The sequence below is a fragment of the Pseudomonas fluorescens genome (assembly GCF_040448305.1).
Classification (GTDB): domain Bacteria; phylum Pseudomonadota; class Gammaproteobacteria; order Pseudomonadales; family Pseudomonadaceae; genus Aquipseudomonas; species Aquipseudomonas fluorescens_BH.
The window spans coordinates 766,296-784,427 of sequence record NZ_CP148752.1; the positions used below are offsets into that span (position 1 = coordinate 766,296).

15 protein-coding genes are annotated in these 18,132 nt (G+C 60.7%); 11 read left to right on the plus strand and 4 right to left on the minus strand.

What is annotated here, in order from left to right; translation table 11 throughout:
* Positions 1-6: 6 nt before the first annotated feature.
* Positions 7-1,023, minus strand: coding sequence for an AraC family transcriptional regulator (locus WHX55_RS03390; protein ID WP_353742060.1), 1,017 nt, complete (start codon positions 1,021-1,023; stop codon positions 7-9).
* 209 nt (positions 1,024-1,232) lie between these two features.
* Between WHX55_RS03390 and WHX55_RS03395 the strand changes: the two genes are divergently transcribed.
* The 8 genes from WHX55_RS03395 to WHX55_RS03430 all read left to right on the plus strand — a co-directional run bounded on the left by WHX55_RS03395 (position 1,233) and on the right by WHX55_RS03430 (position 11,852).
* Positions 1,233-2,828 carry an FAD-binding oxidoreductase gene (locus WHX55_RS03395; protein ID WP_353742061.1) on the plus strand — a complete coding sequence of 532 codons (1,596 nt, stop codon included), beginning with the start codon at positions 1,233-1,235 and terminating at the stop codon, positions 2,826-2,828.
* 5 nt (positions 2,829-2,833) lie between these two features.
* Positions 2,834-4,429, plus strand: a complete 1,596-nt coding sequence (locus tag WHX55_RS03400) for a glycerol-3-phosphate dehydrogenase/oxidase (RefSeq protein ID WP_353742062.1) — start codon at positions 2,834-2,836, stop codon at positions 4,427-4,429.
* Between the two features lie 20 nt (positions 4,430-4,449).
* On the plus strand, positions 4,450-6,018 hold the full coding sequence (locus WHX55_RS03405; RefSeq protein ID WP_353742063.1) for an FGGY-family carbohydrate kinase: 1,569 nt from the start codon (positions 4,450-4,452) through the stop codon (positions 6,016-6,018).
* A 239-nt stretch (positions 6,019-6,257) separates the two neighbouring features.
* Entirely contained in the window at positions 6,258-7,547 is a 1,290-nt protein-coding gene (locus WHX55_RS03410; protein WP_353742064.1) for a phospholipase, read from the plus strand.
* Positions 7,548-7,607: 60 nt separating this feature from the next.
* Positions 7,608-9,563 carry a DUF1302 domain-containing protein gene (locus WHX55_RS03415; RefSeq protein WP_353742065.1) on the plus strand — a complete coding sequence of 652 codons (1,956 nt, stop codon included), beginning with the start codon at positions 7,608-7,610 and terminating at the stop codon, positions 9,561-9,563.
* 166 nt (positions 9,564-9,729) lie between these two features.
* Positions 9,730-11,103, plus strand: coding sequence for a DUF1329 domain-containing protein (locus tag WHX55_RS03420; protein ID WP_353742066.1), 1,374 nt, complete (start codon positions 9,730-9,732; stop codon positions 11,101-11,103).
* An 87-nt stretch (positions 11,104-11,190) separates the two neighbouring features.
* The gene (locus WHX55_RS03425; RefSeq protein WP_046038645.1) at positions 11,191-11,436 is read left to right on the plus strand and encodes a plasmid stabilization protein; all 246 of its coding nucleotides are present in this window, start codon (positions 11,191-11,193) and stop codon (positions 11,434-11,436) included.
* A complete protein-coding gene (locus WHX55_RS03430) occupies positions 11,433-11,852 on the plus strand; it encodes a type II toxin-antitoxin system VapC family toxin (protein ID WP_353742067.1) in 420 nt (139 codons plus the stop codon). The genes WHX55_RS03425 and WHX55_RS03430 overlap by 4 nt, the downstream gene beginning before the upstream one ends.
* 145 nt (positions 11,853-11,997) lie before the next feature.
* Here WHX55_RS03430 and WHX55_RS03435 read toward each other — a convergent pair whose 3' ends face one another.
* Positions 11,998-13,917, minus strand: a complete 1,920-nt coding sequence (locus WHX55_RS03435; RefSeq protein WP_353742068.1) for a methyl-accepting chemotaxis protein — start codon at positions 13,915-13,917, stop codon at positions 11,998-12,000.
* 260 nt (positions 13,918-14,177) lie between these two features.
* Here WHX55_RS03435 and WHX55_RS03440 point away from each other — a divergent pair, with 260 nt between their 5' ends.
* The 3 genes from WHX55_RS03440 to WHX55_RS03450 all read left to right on the plus strand — a co-directional run bounded on the left by WHX55_RS03440 (position 14,178) and on the right by WHX55_RS03450 (position 16,968).
* Positions 14,178-14,849, plus strand: a complete 672-nt coding sequence (locus WHX55_RS03440; protein WP_150758040.1) for a histidine phosphatase family protein — start codon at positions 14,178-14,180, stop codon at positions 14,847-14,849.
* A gap of 31 nt (positions 14,850-14,880) precedes the next feature.
* Positions 14,881-15,708: a phosphatase PAP2 family protein gene (locus tag WHX55_RS03445; protein ID WP_353742069.1), complete on the plus strand. Its 828-nt coding sequence runs from the start codon at positions 14,881-14,883 to the stop codon at positions 15,706-15,708.
* A 351-nt stretch (positions 15,709-16,059) separates the two neighbouring features.
* On the plus strand, positions 16,060-16,968 hold the full coding sequence (locus WHX55_RS03450) for a YeeE/YedE thiosulfate transporter family protein (RefSeq protein WP_353742070.1): 909 nt from the start codon (positions 16,060-16,062) through the stop codon (positions 16,966-16,968).
* 109 nt (positions 16,969-17,077) lie between these two features.
* Here the strand turns inward: WHX55_RS03450 and WHX55_RS03455 are convergent, their stop codons facing one another.
* Both WHX55_RS03455 and WHX55_RS03460 read right to left on the minus strand, forming a co-directional pair.
* The gene (locus tag WHX55_RS03455) at positions 17,078-17,245 is read right to left on the minus strand and encodes a hypothetical protein (RefSeq protein WP_353742071.1); all 168 of its coding nucleotides are present in this window, start codon (positions 17,243-17,245) and stop codon (positions 17,078-17,080) included.
* A complete protein-coding gene (locus WHX55_RS03460; protein WP_353742072.1) occupies positions 17,242-17,967 on the minus strand; it encodes a zeta toxin family protein in 726 nt (241 codons plus the stop codon). Before WHX55_RS03460 ends, WHX55_RS03455 begins: the two co-directional genes overlap by 4 nt.
* Positions 17,968-18,132 lie beyond the last annotated feature (165 nt).

Below are 18,132 nucleotides of genomic sequence, written 5' to 3' on the forward strand. Positions count from 1 at the left end.
ACTGCGTCAAACCCGGTGGGTTTGGCGAAACTCGCCGGGCGGCATCCCGCGCCGGCTTTTGAACGTGCGGTGAAACGAGCGGGGTTCAGTGAAACCCAGGTACTGGGCGATGTCCTGAATCGGCAGGGTGCTGTTGAGCAGGTAATGCTCGGCCAGCTCCTGGCGCAGGTCATCGAGGATCTGCTGGTACGACGTTCCGGCCAGATGCAGCTGGCGTTGCAGCGTGCGCACTGACACCGCGAGATGCTCGGCCACCTGCTCCTTGCGTGGCAGGCCTTCCTTGAGCAACTTTCGCAGGATGCTTTTGACCCGCTGTTCCAGCGATGCGTCCTCCAGTGTGGCCATCAATCCCTGGGCATGTTCTTCCAGCGTGCGCAGCAATTGCGCATCGGCCTGGCGCAATGGCAACTGCAAATACGGCAACGGGACAATCAGCGCCGAATAGGGTTGGTCGAACAGTACCGGGCAGTCGAAGAACTGCTCGTACTGTGCAAGCGTTGTGTCGGCCGGACAGGCATGTTCCAGCCAGACGGCGGCCGGCGACATTTGCGTGTCGGCGATCCAGCGCGCGTATTGCAGCCAGGAACCGAGCACGTTTTCCACCAGGTGCCGGCGAATTCGCGGGCGCTGATGGCGGCATGTCCAGATCAGGTGCACCTCGCAGCCTTGCACCTCGGCGCGGCTGACGCCCATGTCTCCCACCAGCTTCTCGAACGGCATGATGCGGCTCATGGCGTCGCCCAGTGTCGCGCAGTTCATGGTGATGTAGCCCAGCACGCTCCAGGAGTTGGGCAACACGAAACGCGCGGCGTTGAGACCGAACAACGCATCGCCCGAGTGCTCGCAGAAATAATCGAGCAGCCGTTCATGGGCTTCACCCGGCAACCGCAGGCTGTTGTCACTCAACTGCTGTGCCTGCAACCCGGCAGCCGCCAACGCAGGCTCGATGGCCATGCCCAGTTGTTCGGCATGACGCAGGTATTTGAGCAGCGGCGGAACTGAAGTGAAGCCCAGGGATTGCATGATCGTTTCCTTTGATCAAGGCCCGCGTGCGCGGATGAATGCACTGAAAGGTAATTTGAAACCACGGCTAAAGTAAATGGCTGACGCCTGCGCGACGTTTGACTCAATTGGCTACTCGAACTGGCCGGATGCGACCGTGACACTTTCGGGCGGCTGACTAGTATGGGGGCCTGAAATATCACTGATCAGAACCGCAAAAGGACACACGCATGCGACGCTGGAACGGCTGGGGAGATGCAACCACGGTGGTCGAACTGCCGGCCCAGGGCGCGAGTTTTCTCGCCCGGCGGGTGGGTGACGGTCGAGCGCTGCCCGATGCGACGCTGGAGACGGCATTGGCCCGCGTACCTCCGTCGCGGTTGCAGCAACACTTCTTGTACAGCGTCGATGCCCATGATCGTTTGCTGCATGCTCGCGGCCAGAGCCTGCCGGACTGGCTGGCGTTGCGTGAAGGCGCGCTGGGAAATTATCCCGATGCCGTGGCCTATCCCGTGAGCGCTGAACAGATTCGCCGGTTACTGCTGCTCGCCCATGAACAGGACCTGTGCCTGATTCCTTATGGCGGCGGCACTTCGGTGGCCGGTCACATCAACCCGCCGAGTTCCGCGCGGCCGGTTGTGACGGTTTCCCTGGCCCGCATGAATCGCCTGCTGGACCTCGACGAAGAGAGCCTGCTGGCCACCTTCGGCCCTGGCACCAGCGGACCGCAGGTGGAAAGTCAGTTGCGCGCCCGTGGTTACACCCTGGGGCATTTCCCGCAGTCGTGGGAGCTGTCGACCCTGGGTGGTTGGGTTGCCAGTCGTTCCAGTGGCCAGCAGTCGCTGCGCTATGGGCGGATCGAGCAACTGTTCGCCGGCGGGACCCTGGAAACCTTTGCCGGACCTTTGGAAATTGCCTCCTTTCCCGCCTCGGCGGCCGGGCCCGATCTGCGCGAAGTGGTGTTGGGCTGTGAGGGCCGTTTCGGGATCATTTCCGAAGTGAAGGTGCGGGTCAGCGCACTGCCTGCCGATGAACGTTTCTATGGGGTGTTTCTGCCCGATTGGCCCAAGGCGTTGCAAGCCATCCGCCAGTTGGCCCAGGCGCGCGTGCCGCTGTCGATGCTGCGCCTGTCCAACGCGGTGGAAACCGAAACCCAGCTGGCGCTGGCCGGTCACCCGCAGCAGATCGCCTGGCTTGAAAAGTACCTGGCCCTGCGCGGCGCCGGTGCGGGCAAATGCCTGCTGACGTTCGGCGTGACCGGCAATCGTCGGCAAAATGCGCTGTCCCTGCGTCAGGCCCGGCAGCATCTCAAGGCGTTCGGCGGGGTGTTTACCGGCACCTTGCTCGGCAAGAAGTGGGCGCAGAACCGTTTTCGTTTTCCCTACCTGCGCGAAAACCTGTGGAACGCCGGTTACGTGGTGGACACCCTGGAAACGGCCACCGACTGGAGCAACGTCGACAACCTGCTCACGCTGATCGAAAACAGCCTGCGCGACGCCTTGGCTGCCGAAGGCGAGCGGGTGCATGTCTTCACCCACCTTTCCCATGTCTATGGTGAAGGATCGAGCATCTACACCACCTATGTGTTTCGCCCGGCGGCGGACTACCCCGCCACCCTGGCGCGCTGGCAGGCACTCAAGCAGGCGGCCAGCCAGACCATCGTCGACAACCACGGCACCATCAGTCACCAGCATGGCGTGGGCAAGGATCACGCGCCGTACCTGCGGCGGGAGAAGGGCGCGCTGGCGATGGAAGCCCTGCAGGCACTGAGTCGGCATTTTGATCCGGCCGGGCGACTGAACCCTGGCACGCTGTTGCAGGAGTGACGGCCATGAGCCTGGACTGGAACGCGGCGTGGCGACAGCGGGTGCTGCCGACGCTGGCGGAGGAATCCTGGGACCTGATCGTCATCGGCGGCGGCATCAGCGGCGCCGGCATCCTGCGCGAAGCCGCGCGCCGTGGCTGGCGCTGCCTGCTACTGGAGCAGCGCGATTTCGCCTGGGGTACCTCCAGCCGCTCCTCGAAAATGGTTCATGGCGGCTTGCGCTACATCGCCAAGGGCCAGTGGCGCCTGACCCGTGATTCGGTCCGCGAACGCCAGCGCCTGCTCGACGAAGCGCCGGGGCTGGTGGAGCCGATGAGTTTCATGATGCCGCATTACCGTGGTGGTTTTCCCGGACCTCGGGTGCTGGGTGGTTTGCTGTCCATCTATGACGCCTTGGCCGGGCGGCGCAGCCATCACTTCCATGACGCGCAACAACTGCGTTATCTGGCGCCTGGGGTGAAGGAAGATGACCTGCTGGGCGGCACCTGTTTTGTCGACGCGCTGACCGATGATGCCCGTCTGGTGATGCGCGTATTGGGCGAGGCCCGGGCCGACGGTGCCCTGGTGCTCAACGGCATGCGCGTGCAGCAATTGCTGCGTGAAGAGGGGCGCGTTTGCGGGGTTCAGGTCGAAGACTGCGAGGGCGGCGGATCACTGACATTGCGTTGTGCTGTGCTGGCGGTGGCAACCGGCGCGTGGGCCGAGCGCTTGCGCCTGCCCGATGCCCCTCGCCAGTTGCGCCCGTTGCGTGGCAGTCATCTGTTGTTGCCGGGCTGGCGCCTGCCAGTGGCGCAAGCCTTCACCTTCCTGCACGAGCGCGACCGTCGACCAGTGTTCGTTTTCCCTTGGGAGGGTGCCACGGTGGTCGGCACCACGGATCTCGATCATCACGGCGATCTGGACCAGAGCGCGAGCATCAGCTTTGATGAACTCGACTATCTGCTGGCGGCTTGCAGCCAGCAGTTCCCCCAGGCCGAGGTGGTCGCAGCCGATGTGCTGTCGACGTGGTCGGGAGTGCGCCCGGTGGTGGGCGGCGCGGCGGGTGAGCATCAAGACAAACCGTCGAATGAAACCCGTGAACATGTGCTGTGGCAGGAGCCTGGTTGCGTGACTCTGGCCGGCGGCAAGCTGACCACCTTTCGCCCGCAGGCGATCGAAGTGCTCAAGGCCTGCGCGAGCATGCTCGAGCGCCCCTTCAATGATGACGCTGCGCCGGTGTTCGCCGCCGTGCCGCCGCTGGCGATACCGGGACTGAGCGCCAACCGGTGGCGGCGCCTGGCCGGGCGACATGGCCGTGACCTGCCGAGGCTGGCGCAACTGATCACCGAACTGGGCCACGACAGCGTCGGCGGCACTGACACCTTGTGGGCGGAACTGGCCGTTGCCTGCGATGGGGAAATGGTCCTGCACCTGGATGACCTGCTGCTGCGCCGAACCCGCCTTGGCCTGTTGCTGCCGCGCGGTGGCGAGGAGTATTTCGCTGCCATTCGCCAACTCTGCCAACCGCGACTGGGTTGGGACGATGAGCATTGGCAGCAGGAATTACAGCGTTATCGGGCGTTGTGGCAACGCCATCATGGTTTGCCGGATGCCGCGCATTGATGCCCATTGAAGAGAGCTCCATGGATAACCACCCGAACAAGCGTTACCTGTTGGCCATCGACAATGGCACCCAGAGCGTGCGCGCGCTGCTCTTCGACCTGCAGGGCAATCTGCTGGGCAAAGGCAAGGTCGAGTTGCAGGCCTATTACTCGACTCAACCCGGCTGGGCCGAGCAGGACCCGGAGTATTACTGGGCAAAACTGGGTGAGGCCTGCCAGCAGTTGTGGCAGCAAACCGGCATCGATCGCTCACAGATTGCCGGTGTATCCCTGACCACCCAGCGCGGTACCGTGATCAACGTCGATGCCCAGGGCAAGGCGCTGCGCCCGGCGATCCTGTGGCTCGATCAGCGCCAGGCCGAAGTCGAAGGCGGCATCAAGGGACCATGGGGCTGGCTGTTCAAACTGGTCGGCGCGCAAGCCACGGTGAACTACTTTCGCGCCCAGGCCGAGGCCAACTGGATCGCCCGCAATCAGCCTGAAGTCTGGGCGGCGACCGACAAGTTTTTGCTGCTCTCGGGGTTTCTCACCCATCGCCTTTGCGGGCGCTTTGTCGATTCGGTGGGCTGTTGCGTCGGTTACCTGCCGTTCGACTTCAAGCGCTTGCGCTGGGCCGCACCCGCCGACTGGAAATGGCAGGCGCTGGCGGTGCGCCCCGAGCAACTGCCGAGCCTGCACAAGCCCGGTGAAACCCTCGGCTACATCAGCGCCGAGGCCAGCCGCCACACTGGCATTCCCGAGGGGCTGCCGCTGATCGCCGCGGGTGCCGACAAGGCCTGCGAAGTCGTGGGTTCCGGCGTCGTCGACGCAGGCACCGTGTGCCTTTCCTACGGCACCACGGCGACGATCACCAGCACCCGGTCGCGCTACCTGGAAATCGTCCCGTTGATTCCGCCTTACCCGTCCGCGGTGCCGGATCAATACAACTGCGAGGTAATGATTTATCGCGGCTACTGGATGGTCAGCTGGTTCAAGAACGAGTTCGGCCTGCGGGAAATGCAGCAGGCCAAAGCCCAGGGCGTGGAGCCCGAGCAACTCTTCGATGCGCTGGTCGACGCGGTGCCGCCGGGCTCCATGGGGTTGATGCTGCAACCCTACTGGTCGCCCGGTATCCGCGATCCGGGTGTGGAAGCCAAGGGCGCGATGATCGGCTTCGGCGACGTGCATACCCGCGCGCACATTTACCGGGCGATCCTCGAAGGTCTGGCGTATGCCTTGCGTCAGGGCATGGAGAAGATCGAGAAACGTTCGAGGGTCTCCATCACGCGCTTGCGCGTCGCCGGTGGTGGCTCCCAGAGTGATGCTGCGATGCAACTCACGGCGAACATTTTCGGCCTGCCGGCCGAGCGTCCGCATGTCTACGAAGCGTCCGGCCTGGGCGCGGCCATTTGCTGCGCGGTGGGGCTGGGGCTGCACGCGGATTTCCCCACGGCGATGGCCGCCATGACGCGGGTCGGTGCGGTATTCATGCCGCAACCCGAGGCGCAGCAGATCTATGAGCGACTGTACAAAGAGGTCTACCTGCGCATGTATCGACAGCTCAAGCCGTTGTACCAGAGCATCCGCAAAATCACCGGTTACCCCGCCTGAAAGAACACCTCAAATCTACTGTGGGAGCGAGCCTGCTCGCGAAAGCGGAGTGTCGGTCACATCACTGTTGACTGTGCTGCCGTCTTCGCGAGCAGGCTCGCTCCCACAATGATCGGTGGTGTTTTCATGCCACCTGGCGTGGCGCTATCGGAGAACTTTTCTGGTGAGATCGGACAGTGTCAGGGGCAGGGTCGGTTGTTAGGCTCAACCCCCACGGCACATCCAATAAGAACCAGGCAATGAAGCTGAAATTCCTCCTGTTGCTGCTTTGTGCAACGGCCCCCACAGCCTGGGGCTGGTCGAACCATACGGTGGGCAGCTACCTGGCGTTGCAGGATTTGCCGACGTTGCGTGATGCACCGCAGGTCGAAGTCGAGCCGCTGGAACAGTTTCTTTCGCAGCAATACCAGGCCGTGAGTGCGCTGCTCGATGAGCAGGAAAGCTTCGCCCGCGAGCACTTCAACCAATACCCGCCGCGCCCCGACAACCTGCGATTGCCAGCCGTGCCCGGGGACAATCTGCGCCACGACTTCCTCACCGCACTGCGCATCAATCCCGGGATTCATCTGGCGATGGTCATCCAGCCGATGCCGGGCAAGGATCTGCCCGAGCGTGAACACCTCAAGGCCGAACAAGTCATGGTGGCGCAGACGCTCTCACCGTGGAATCGCCAGCGCTTCATCGTTGTGCCTGACCACGAACAGGTCGCAGCCTTGGCCGTGTTGGCCAGCGCCGCCGATGAGCCGGATTACGGCCACGACATCAACCTGTTCAGCGACAACCCCGGCGAAGTCGGCGCGTTGTACGGCTTCGGCCCGCAGCCTTTCGGTGACGCGCGGTTTCAGTACAGCTCACAGGCGCCCTTTCATATGGGCTTCTTCCATGAAAGCCCGGTGGTGTATGCCGCTGCCGGATTTCTTCAGCGCAGTTGGCCGGACTGGCGCGCCTACCAGTACATGGGGTTGGCGCGACTGGCGTTTGCCACTGGCCATCCATATTGGGGTTATCGATTTCTCGGTTGGGGCCTGCACCACGTTCAGGACATGACCCAGCCTTATCACGCCAAGCCGCTGCCCGGTGTCGAACTGGCGAGCCTGCTGGTGCTGGAAGGCAAGGCCTTGGCCGGCTTCGATGCGGACAAACATGCGGCCATCGAACGGGTCGCCACCCGGCACATGGAAGTGGAGAAGTATCAGTCGACCTGGCTTCGTCGCCTGCTGCGCGCCGGCCAGGCACACCCGATGCTCGACGCTTATACCGACTCTGCACAGGACGCCCGTTATCCGCCGTACTCGGTGGACTACCTGCGCGAAGTGGTGAGTGCCGAGTCCGTCGACGAGTCCGCGGCGTTTGATGAAGCCATCGGCCAGTGGCTGGACACGGCACCGATCACCAGCGATTTCAGCAACGGTAATCAGCTGCAGCGCGAAGAGTTCGACCATCTGGCACTTAACCAGCAGCTGTTCAAACTGCTGGGGCATTTCGGCGCCCACAGCCGGAGTTATACCCGTGCGGGATTGGCGCCATAGCCATCGCAACAACAGTGTCAGAACACAAAAACAATAAAACCAGGGAAAGAGGAACGGATCATGAGCACTCGATTTCGCCTGTCTGGCGCGGCGCTTCCCGGCGTGGGCCTGGCAGGGCTGCTGCAACTGTGCGCGGTCGACGGCGTGCAGGCCAAGGAGTTCAGCGTGCTGGACAACCAGATCACCGGTTCATTCGACAGTACCTTGTCTTATGGCCGCTTGTGGCGGGTCCAGGGCCGGGACAAGAACAACGATGACGTCAACACCAACGACGGCAATCGCAACTTCGACACCGGGCTGGTTTCCGAGGTGTACAAGATCACCTCGGAGCTCGAGGCCAACTATCAGAACTACGGGATGTTCGTGCGCGGCACCGCGTTCTATGACACGCAACTGATGGACAAGCGCAACGATTACTACCGCAACAACAACCCGTCGCAACCCAGTCAGAGTTTCCCGCAGGACGACCACTTCACGGACCAGACCCGCGATATCGCCGGCAGCCGGGTGGAGATGCTCGACGCGTATCTCTATGGCAACTGGGACGTCGCGCAGATGCCGCTCACGGCACGTATAGGGCGCCAGGTGTTCAACTGGGGCGAGGGGATTTTCTACCGAGGCGGGATCAACACCACCAACCCGGTGGATGCGGCCAAGTACCGTCTGCCCGGGGCGGAAGTCAAGGAAGTGCTGGTACCGGTGGAAGCGCTGAGCTTCAACATCGGCCTGACCGACAGCCTGACCATGGAAAGCTTTTACCAGACGAACTGGAAGGAAACCCGCATCGACCCGGTCGGCACGTTCTACTCGCAGACGGATCTGTTCGCCGACGGCGGCAACACTGCCTACAACAACTTCAGCGGTACCGCGCTGGACACCCCGGTGCCTGGCTTCGGCAACGTGATCGATCTGTACAGCGCGCTGGGCAACAACCCACTGCTCAACCAGGCCCTGAGCACCACCGGCCTGTACGCCAACGGGGTCACCCCGGCCTTTGGCAACACCGTCAAGGTGGCCACGGTCGGCAAGGATTTCAACGCGCGCAACGACGGCCAGTTCGGCTTCGCTTTTCGCTACATCGTAGAAGAGCTCAACAGCACCGAGTTCGGGTTGTACATGGTCAACTACCACGCCAAGGAGCCGACCATTTCCGCCGATCTGGGTGGGTACAAGGGCATCGACATGAACGCCCTGACCAACCTGTTGGCCGGTGTCGCCGGCAGTCAGGCGGGGCAACTGGCCAACGGCCTGGCGACCGTGGATGTGCTGGGCAATATCCAGGCGCATCGGCGCTACGCCGAAGACATCCGCATGTACGGCTTCAGCTTCAACACCACCCTGGGCCAGGCGTCGGTGTTCGGTGAGGTGGCTTATCGGCCGAACCTGCCCATCGGGGTTGCCGCCACCAACGACCTGATCGGCGACCTGGCCAACGGCGCCGCCGCAGCGGCAGGTGGCCAGACCATCAACATCGGCGGGCAGCAGGTCACGCTCGACAGCCAGATCAATAACGCCGAGCGGGTGGAAGCGTTCAACGCGTCCATGGGCACGATTTACAACTTTGGCCCGAGCCTGTCATTCGACTCGATGTTCGGCGTGTTCGAACTGGCGTCCGAGCACCTGCGCGGCAGCAGCCTGCAATACACCGCGTATGACGGCAGTACTCGTTACTACGCTGGCACCGGTAACTTTTCCTATGTGTCCGGCGGCGAGCGCAGCGACCAGGTCAACCGCAATTCCTACAGCTACACCGCGATGCTCAACGGCACCTGGAACGACGTGTATGCCGGGGTCAACGTCTCGCCTTATGTCGTCTACAAGGATGACTTCGAGGGCAACAGCTACCAGGCAGGCAACGTCATCGAGGGTCGCAAGGCCTACACCCTGGGGGTCAAGGCCAACTACCAGAACAAGCTGGAGGCCGAGCTGCAATACACCGAGTTCTACGGTGGAGGCCAGGACAACGGCCTGCGTGACCGCGACAACGTTGGCTTCAACCTCAAGTACTTCCTTTGATTACCCAGAACACGGGTGTAGCCCCTGTGGGAGCGAGCCTGCTCGCGAAGAGGGCCGCACAGCCAATACAGATGCCGCCTGACATACCGCTTTCGCGAGCAGGCTCGCTCCCACAGGAGATCTGCTGTGTGTTGCAGACCTGCGGCCTTTATTTCGGAGAACGATCATGTTTCACACTTCACGACTGACCAAGACCACGCTGGCGCTGTTCCTGAGCCTGGCCGCCAGCAGCGCACTCGCCGCGGTCACGCCCCAGCAAGCCGAGCAATTGAAGACCACGCTGACGCCGATGGGGGCCGAGCGTGCCGGCAACGCGGCCGGGACCATTCCGGCGTGGAACGGCGGTATCACCCAGGCGCCGGCGGGCTACAAACCCGGCCAGCATCACCTGGACCCCTATGCGGCGGACAAGCCGCTGTTCACCATCACCAAGGTCAACCTTGAACAGTACAAGGCCCACCTCAGCCCGGGTCAGATCGCACTGTTCAACAGCTACCCCGACACTTTCCAGATGCCGGTCTATCCCTCTCGCCGGTCGGGCTCGGCGCCGCAGTGGCTGTATGACAACACCTTGAAAAATGCGACCTCGGCCAAGCTGATCGATGGCGGGACCGGTTTTGCCGATGCCTATGGCGGTGTGCCGTTCCCGGTGCCCAAGGATGGCATCGAGGTGCTGTCGAACCACATCACTCGTTATCGCGGCATCTATGTGGTCCGTCGTGCCTCCGAAGCGCCGGTGCAACGCAACGGCAGCTTCGCGCTCGTGACCTCGCAGCAGGAAGGGCTCTTCAACTATTACCGCCCGGGCGGGCAGTTTGCCGACCTGAAAAACATCCTGTTCTACTACCTGGCATTCGTGAAGAGCCCGGCCCGGCTGGCGGGCGGTGCGGCACTGGTTCACGAGACCCTGGACCAGCTCAAGGACCCGCGTCAGGCCTGGGTCTACGACGCGGGTCAACGCCGTGTGCGCCGGGCGCCGAACCTCGCGTATGACACCCCGATCGCCTCATCCGACGGCCTGCGCACGGCGGACGATACGGACATGTTCAACGGCTCGCCAGACCGCTACGACTGGAAGCTCAAGGGCAAGCAAGAGGTCTACATTCCCTATAACAATTACAAAGTCGGCAGCCCTGAGGTGAAGTACGAGCAGTTGCTCATACCGGGCCACCTCAACCCGCAATTCACCCGTTATGAGCTGCATCGGGTCTGGGTGGTCGAAGGCACGCTTAAGCCGGGCGCGCGGCATATCTATTCCAAGCGCGTGCTGTTTCTCGACGAGGACAGTTGGGGCGCCGCATTGGTGGATCAATATGACGGGCGAGGGGAGTTGTGGCGGGTGTCGATGGCCTACCTGAAAAACTTCTACGACCTGCCCACCACCTGGAGTGCTCTGGACGTATTCCATGACTTGCAGGCGCGTCGTTACTACGTGCAGAACCTGGACAACGAAGAGCCGGCCACAGTGGACTTCGCCCAGCCGGTGCCGGAAGACGCGTACTTCATGCCGTCGGCATTGCGCCAGCGTGGGACGCGGTGATATTGGCCATTCGGAAGATAGCCGGGTTTTGGTTTGCCAGGATGTGCTAGCCTGCAATCAATGATTTCATTGATTGCAGGAGGCATCATGGCCAGCATCACAATTAGAAACCTTGATGAGAAGCTCAAAGAGCAGCTGCGCATCACGGCGGCTCATAACGGACATTCGATGGAAGAGGAGGCTCGCCTGATTCTGGGCCGGGCCTTGGCGACTGTTGATCGCGCCGGTGGACTTGGAAGCAGGATCCGCAACCGATTCAGCGCTCTGGGCGGAGTCGAGCTTGATCTGCCAGAGCGTTCAGAGAAAGCGACGGCGGTGGATTTTTCTGAATGATCGTGCTCGATACCAACGTTCTTTCAGAGTTTATGCGAGTCGAGCCTGAAACCCGGGTGCTTGCCTGGGTTGATGCACAGCCATCGATGGATCTGGCAGTCAGTGCGGTAACGGTGGCGGAAATACTCCACGGCATCGCACGCCTGCCTTCTGGCAAGCGCAAACAGAAACTTGAAGCCCATGCCATGGCCATGTTCGAAGAGGACTTTGCCGGACGCATTTTGCCGTTCGATGCTCATGCCGCTGTTGAGTACGCAACGCTGACGGCAGGTGCTGAAGCCAATGGGCGTGCGGTTTCAATGGCCGATGCGCAAATTGCTGCCATTTGCCGAAGCCATGGGGCTGCTATAGCCACCCGCAATGTTCGAGATTTCGGGTTTCCCGGGATTGAGGTCATCAATCCTTGGGAGGCGTGAGCATCTTCGCAGTCATCCAGAATGCAATCGCGAGCAAGCTCGCTCCCACAGGGTTTTGGGTCGTTCACAGAATCTGTGTTCGACACCTTACCTGTGGGAGCGAGCCTGCTCGCGAAGGGATCTTTCATTCACGGCAAGGCGAATGTCAGACGCGGAAGTGGCTCACCATCTGCTGCAATTGACCACCCAGCCGCGCCAGTTCAATGCTGGACTTGGCGGTCTCATCGCTCGCCGCAGCAGTCTGTTCAGACACGTCGCGCACGTTGACGATGCTGCGGCTGATCTCTTCGGCCACGGCGCTTTGCTGTTCGGCAGCGGCGGCGATCTGCTGGTTCATCGACTGGATGTTGGACACCGTGCGGGTAATGTTCTCCAGTGACTCGCCGGCCTTGCGGGTCAGGGCCACGCTGCTGTCGGTGAGGACGCGACTGTTGTTCATCACCGCCGACACTTGTTGCGTGCCGTTCTGCAGGCCGGCCACCAGGCCTTCGATTTCCTCGGTGGATTTCTGCGTACGCTGGGCCAGGCCGCGGACCTCGTCGGCCACCACCGCAAAACCACGACCGGCTTCACCGGCGCGAGCTGCTTCGATGGCGGCATTGAGTGCCAGCAGGTTGGTCTGCTCGGCCACGGCCTTGATCACGTCCATGACGCTGCCGATCTTGTCGCTTTCCCGTTGCAGTACGCTCATGGCTTCGGTGGAGCGCACCACCTCACTGGCCAGGCGCTCGATCTGGGCGATGGCTTCATTGACCACTTTGTCCCCTTCACGGGCTTCGCCGTCGGCCGCCGCAGCAGCTTGCGAGGCTTCTTCAGCGTTGCGCGCGACTTCCTGCACCGTGGCGGTCATCTCGTGCATGGCGGTGGCGACCTGATCGGTCTCGACTTTCTGACTGTTGACCCCGGCGCTGGTCTGCTCGGTCACGGCCGACAGCTCTTCAGCGGCGCTGGCGATCTGGGTCACGCCGTCGCGGATGCCGCTGATCAAGTCGCGCAGGGTCACGCCCATGCGAGCGATGCCTTGCTGCAACACGCCGAGTTCGTCGCGACGGGTGACCAGCACGTTGTGGGACAGATCACCGCTGGCGATGCGATCGACCACCGCCAGGGTTTCGCGCAATGGCCGGGTGATCTGGCGAGTGATGACCACGGCGGCAATGACGCCCACCAGTAAGGCCAGCAACGTGCTGATCAGCTGCAGAGTGCGCGCCCGGGCGCTTTCGGCGTCACGGCGGTCGAGCTGGATCTGGTACAGCTGATCGCTCTGGGACACGATGGCGGCGCCCTGGTCGGTCATTTCCTGGCGCGCTTGCACCGCGTCATTGCTGGCGGCCTTGTAGGCCTGCAAGGCGCTGCGGTAGTTGCCCAACGCGGTTTCCAGCTGACGCAGGGCGTCTTGTTGGGAGTCGGCGAAATGCACGTTCAGCGGTTTCAGGCTGGCGATGGCAGCGTCCAATTGGCCGACAGCTTTTTGCTCGGTCTCGGCATTGGTACTGGCGGTGTAGCCGCGCACTTCGTAGCGGGCCAGCAGGAACGCTTCCTTGGCCGCGGTGATGGCCTGGAACTGTTCGAAGCGCTGGTCGCTCAACGGCATTTGCTGCACACGGGTATTGATGTCATTGATCAGCGTGTTGGCGGTTTCGGCGTTGGCACTCATGGCGTCGCGGGCGCTGTTGCCGGCGCGATAGGCGCTGCGCATCTTGCCCAGGGACGTCTTGTAGGCGTCGATGACGGCGCCTTGCTCTCGCAGCAGTTTGAGGTTTTCCGGGCTCTTGAACTTCGCCAGCAGGGCTTGCTGCTGGGCAGAGAAGGCGTCGAGGGTGTTTTGCACGCTTTGCGCGGCGGTTTCGTCGCCGTTGGTCAGCATGTATTGCAGGCGAACCACGCGCAGCTTGGTCAGGCCGGCGTTGAGCTGGGTGATGTCGCTCATCCAGTTGCTGCGGTCGATCAGCCCGCCCAGGCTGGTCCAGCCGGTCAGGGCCAGGACGCAGGTCAGTGCCAGGACCAGGCCAAACCCCAGGCCCAGTTTCAGGTTCACGCTGATGTTGCCGAACCAGCTATTCATCTCATTCCTCCAGGAACTTGGTACTTCTTTATCGTCGGTTGGCTGGAAGATTGTTTTTTTTGGAAGCCGCCAAGCTGTGTAAGCAGGATGTATCGGCAGCAATCCCGGGAGCTGAAAGGATTTTTCCGAACGGATTCTGTAACAAAATTTTTACAGCGCTTTTAAGCTTTTTTTCACATGCGTTTCACCAGTCACCGACGCGCCTTTCTTTAACCTGCCGGGATCTAATGAGGTAGTGCGTGCCGGCGAGGCGGCTTGATGTGGAATTAAGACTGAGTCTTTTCGGGATAAAACGCTCGATCGATCTGAGCCGCTTCGCCCGTTATCGCAACGCTGCGGTGGTGTTGGCCTCGGCGTTGCTGGTGATCCCGTTGACGGTGTTCTTGCTGCGACCTGCCGCCGTTGCGGACCTGGCTCACGGCAATGTGCCCGGTGCACAGGCGTTGATGACCGGGTGGGCCAAGGGCGACGTCATCGTGCTGGTGCGCCACGTCGAGCGCTGCGATCACTCCTCGGCGCCTTGCCTGGTTGGCAACGATGGCATTACCGAGCGCTCGCGCCGTGTCGCCATGGGTGTCGGTGCGCACTTCCAGAACCTGGGCCTGGACAAGGCTGATATCTACAACAGCCCGATTCTGCGTACGGCGCAGACCGCCAGCTTCATGTTCAACAAGGTCGGCACGGGCGAAGACTGGTTGATCAGTTGCAAGGGCACCATGCTGCGCGACGCGTTGGCGCACAAGGTGGCCGGGCGCAACCTGATTCTGGTGACCCACAGCGAATGCATGGACCAACTGGAAAAAGACCTCCATTTGCCAACTTCGACCCTGGGTTACGGGGCCTCTTTGTTTATCTCAGCCGAAACGCCGCACACTCCGCGCATGCTTGGCTTTATCGAAGCCTCGGATTGGCCGACCGTGACGCCCCGTTGAATTTAACCATCCCTTCGAATCAGGACTGAGCATGCAGACCGCTTCCCGCTTTTACTGGGTGAATTTCGGTATTCCGCTGGCTTGCGCGGTCGCGGTGTTCCTGATGTTCGACATGACCAGCATCGACATCGCCTTCAACAATTACTTTTTTGATCCGGTGACGCAGACGTACCCGTTGGACCAGGTCCATCTGTTCGAAAAAATCACCCATAAATGGGCGCGGATCATTCCGAACTGGACCGGTGAAATTGCGATTATCGGTGCCTTGCTGTCGTTTCTCTGGCCGCGCCTGAAGGCTGAAAAGCACGCGAAAATCATCGCTTTCCTGGAAAAAATCAAAGTCGCACCGGTGTTGCGCTTTGCCACCCGGCATCGTCGCGACTTTCTCTACGTGGTGTTCGCGTTCTCCATCAGCACCGGGGTGATTCACTATCTCAAGGGCCACACCAGTGTGTATTGCCCGATCGAGACGACCCAGTACGGCGGCAAGATGGAGCACATTGAGTGGTATGAAAATTTCGAACTGCTGAAAGTTGCCGGCGAGGGGCGCTGCTGGCCGGGCGGACATGCGTCGGGCGGTTTCACCATGCTGGCGTTGTACTTCGTGGCTCGCCGTTATCGCTGGCGCTATTCGAAAGCGATCATGTACGGCTCTCTGACCCTCGGTTTCATCTATGGCACCACACGGGTATTGCAAGGGTGGCACTACATGTCCCACACCTTCTGGGCCGGGATCTTCGTGTGGCTGGCGTGTTTGCTGACGGCGCTGGCGTTTTACGGGCGAGCGAGGCTGGAACAGCCGGTGCTCTCCAGAGCGCAACAACCGGTGCCGACGGCTCAGACTCAACCTGTGAATTGAGTTGGCGTTGAACCGCAAAAACCGCATCTCGAAAGGGTTGCGGTTTTTTTGTTGCCCGAGGAAACCTTCAGTGAGTCTCGGATTGCGAATTCGCAGACAAAAAAAAGCCCGCGGGAGGGCGGGCAAACCGTAGTTTCTTGAATGAGCCAGTGCAATGTACAGGCAGTGACGGAGGCGTGGGGTGAAGAAAAATTCATCTGGTATCGGGCCGCGGTCGACATTGCCCAAGGCCTATTCGACAGGGGGTGCAGGGCGATTGCGGATTGAGTGGTTCGTCCGAAGTGTTTGCCCAGCGACTAATCTGTCTGTCAGGCATCGACTTGATGCCACCACCCGGAAACAGGGAGGCCCTTGTTTTCATTGCTGATTTCGCTGCTGCTGGCGTTCCTCATTGGCTGGGTCTCTCAGCGCATGGGCATGTGCCTGGTCAATGCCATGGGGCTGCTGCTCAAACGTCGGCCGACCCTGTTCGTGTCGCTGGTCAGTTGCGGTCTGTTCGGCCTGTTGCTCGCACCGCTCTACGCCTTGTCTGGCGTCAGTCAGCCGCTGTTCATCCCTGAAGTTGGTTATCTGTCACTGGTCGGTGGCGGTTTGTTGTTCGGCCTCGCCTCGGTGCTCAACGACGGATGCAGCGTCGGCACCCTCACCAAGCTCGCCAGCGGCAACCTCAACAAGGTCTTCACCATCCTCGGTTGGGTGCTGGGCATCGTGCTGTGGCATCACCTGAACATGCTGCCCGAACACCGGGCGCTGCAAATGCCGATGATCACCAGCCGTCATTACTGGCTGGTCATTGGCATCGTGTTGCTGATTTTGCTGTTCCTGATCCGGATTCACGGCGACAGACACCTGGTGCTGTCGAGCCTGCTCCTGGGGGCTTTGACCAGTGCCCTCTACACCTTCGAACCGCTGTGGACGCCCAGCGTATTCTTCTACGATCTCTCGCAAAGGTTCTGGGGCCCGGGCGACACATCATTGACCACCCAGCGTGTGACGGTGTTTGCCATGCTGATGCTGGGCATGCTCTGTTACACCTTGCATCGCCGCACCTTCAACTATCAGCGGTTTGCCGCGATGACAGCGGGCAGGCATTTGCTCGCGGGCGTGTTGATGGGCACCGGTGCGTCGATGATGCTCGGTGGCAATGACTCACAGATTTTGTTGGTGTTTCCGACGCTGACCTGGGTGGGAGCGGTGCCGTTGGTGTCGATTGTGTTGGGGATATTGGTAGGGGTTGGGGTTAAGCGGCTGCGTGCTTGATGATCGCGGCTCTGGAGTTGGACGACCTCAATGAGACCGTCCATTTAATATTCAAAGAACACAACGAAAAAGCCCGACAATTTGTCGGGCTTCATCTTGGCGCGGTCAGTTAGCTTCGTTTCGCTTCGACTTCCATCATCACAAGGTTTTGCTGCTTCGTAGCTTCGGTCAACACTTCGCTATAGACACGCTTTTTCTGTTCCGACTTGGCGTTGCGAATAAAGTCAGCAAAGGAGCTTTTGGCGCCCTTGGACAGGCCTAGCTTGATCGAAATCATTGATGTACTCCTGATCCTAACCCGAGCCTGGCCATTAAATCAGCCCGCGTGTATTGCTCAGGGATATGGTAGTCAATTTTATCGACCCCAGCTTTGTAAAGACGTCCCGAATTGTCTATGTGCTTGATCAGCAGATCCACATGAACGTCGCTCCCGTACTCTAACTTAAGAGTATTTACCACGTCACGCGCTGCGAAATACTGGTCGATGAAATGCTCTGGTCGGATTCGTCGCCCTTCGAGTTCTTCACGGGCTTTGACGAATTCCCATGCAAGGAGCGGATTTTGGTAGACGTAAAGAATCTGCACGAACCGGCCCTTGCGCAAAGAGCGCTCCACATTTTTTCGTGCTACATCGATGTTGGAAAATGTTCCATCCAGCACAAATGATTGCCTCTGGTCGAAAGCGCAATCCAGAATTTTCTCGACCAAAATTGACACCCCGTTTTGGAAGATCCAGGCGTTTCCTCCCGCGTAGTCGGAAAATTCACTACGAAGCTCATCAGGGTCAATCCTCAGAATCGCTGTATCAGCAAACAGGTTCACCAGGGCGATTGAAGCTTCTGTCTTTCCTGCTCCAGGTGAGCCGGCCATGAACACTGATACAGGATCTTGCTCAGGAGGGTATAGCGCTCGATCGGTTCGGCGCTTGGCTATGGTTTTCTTGTGCAATCTAGCGAAGGACATGGCTTGTTCTTGCATGAGCAGTTCGGCAGGAGTCATCGTTCATTCCTTTGGTTTGAAGCGCATCAAAGGTGAAACAGCAGAGGCGGTGAATTCGATAGAAAAGTCAGCGTACATGGCCGCATATCAAGCTCCAGTCCATGAGGGGGACACGGCTTGAGGGAAATTTCCTAGAAGTGAGTTTTGGCCTTGCTTAACGTCGGT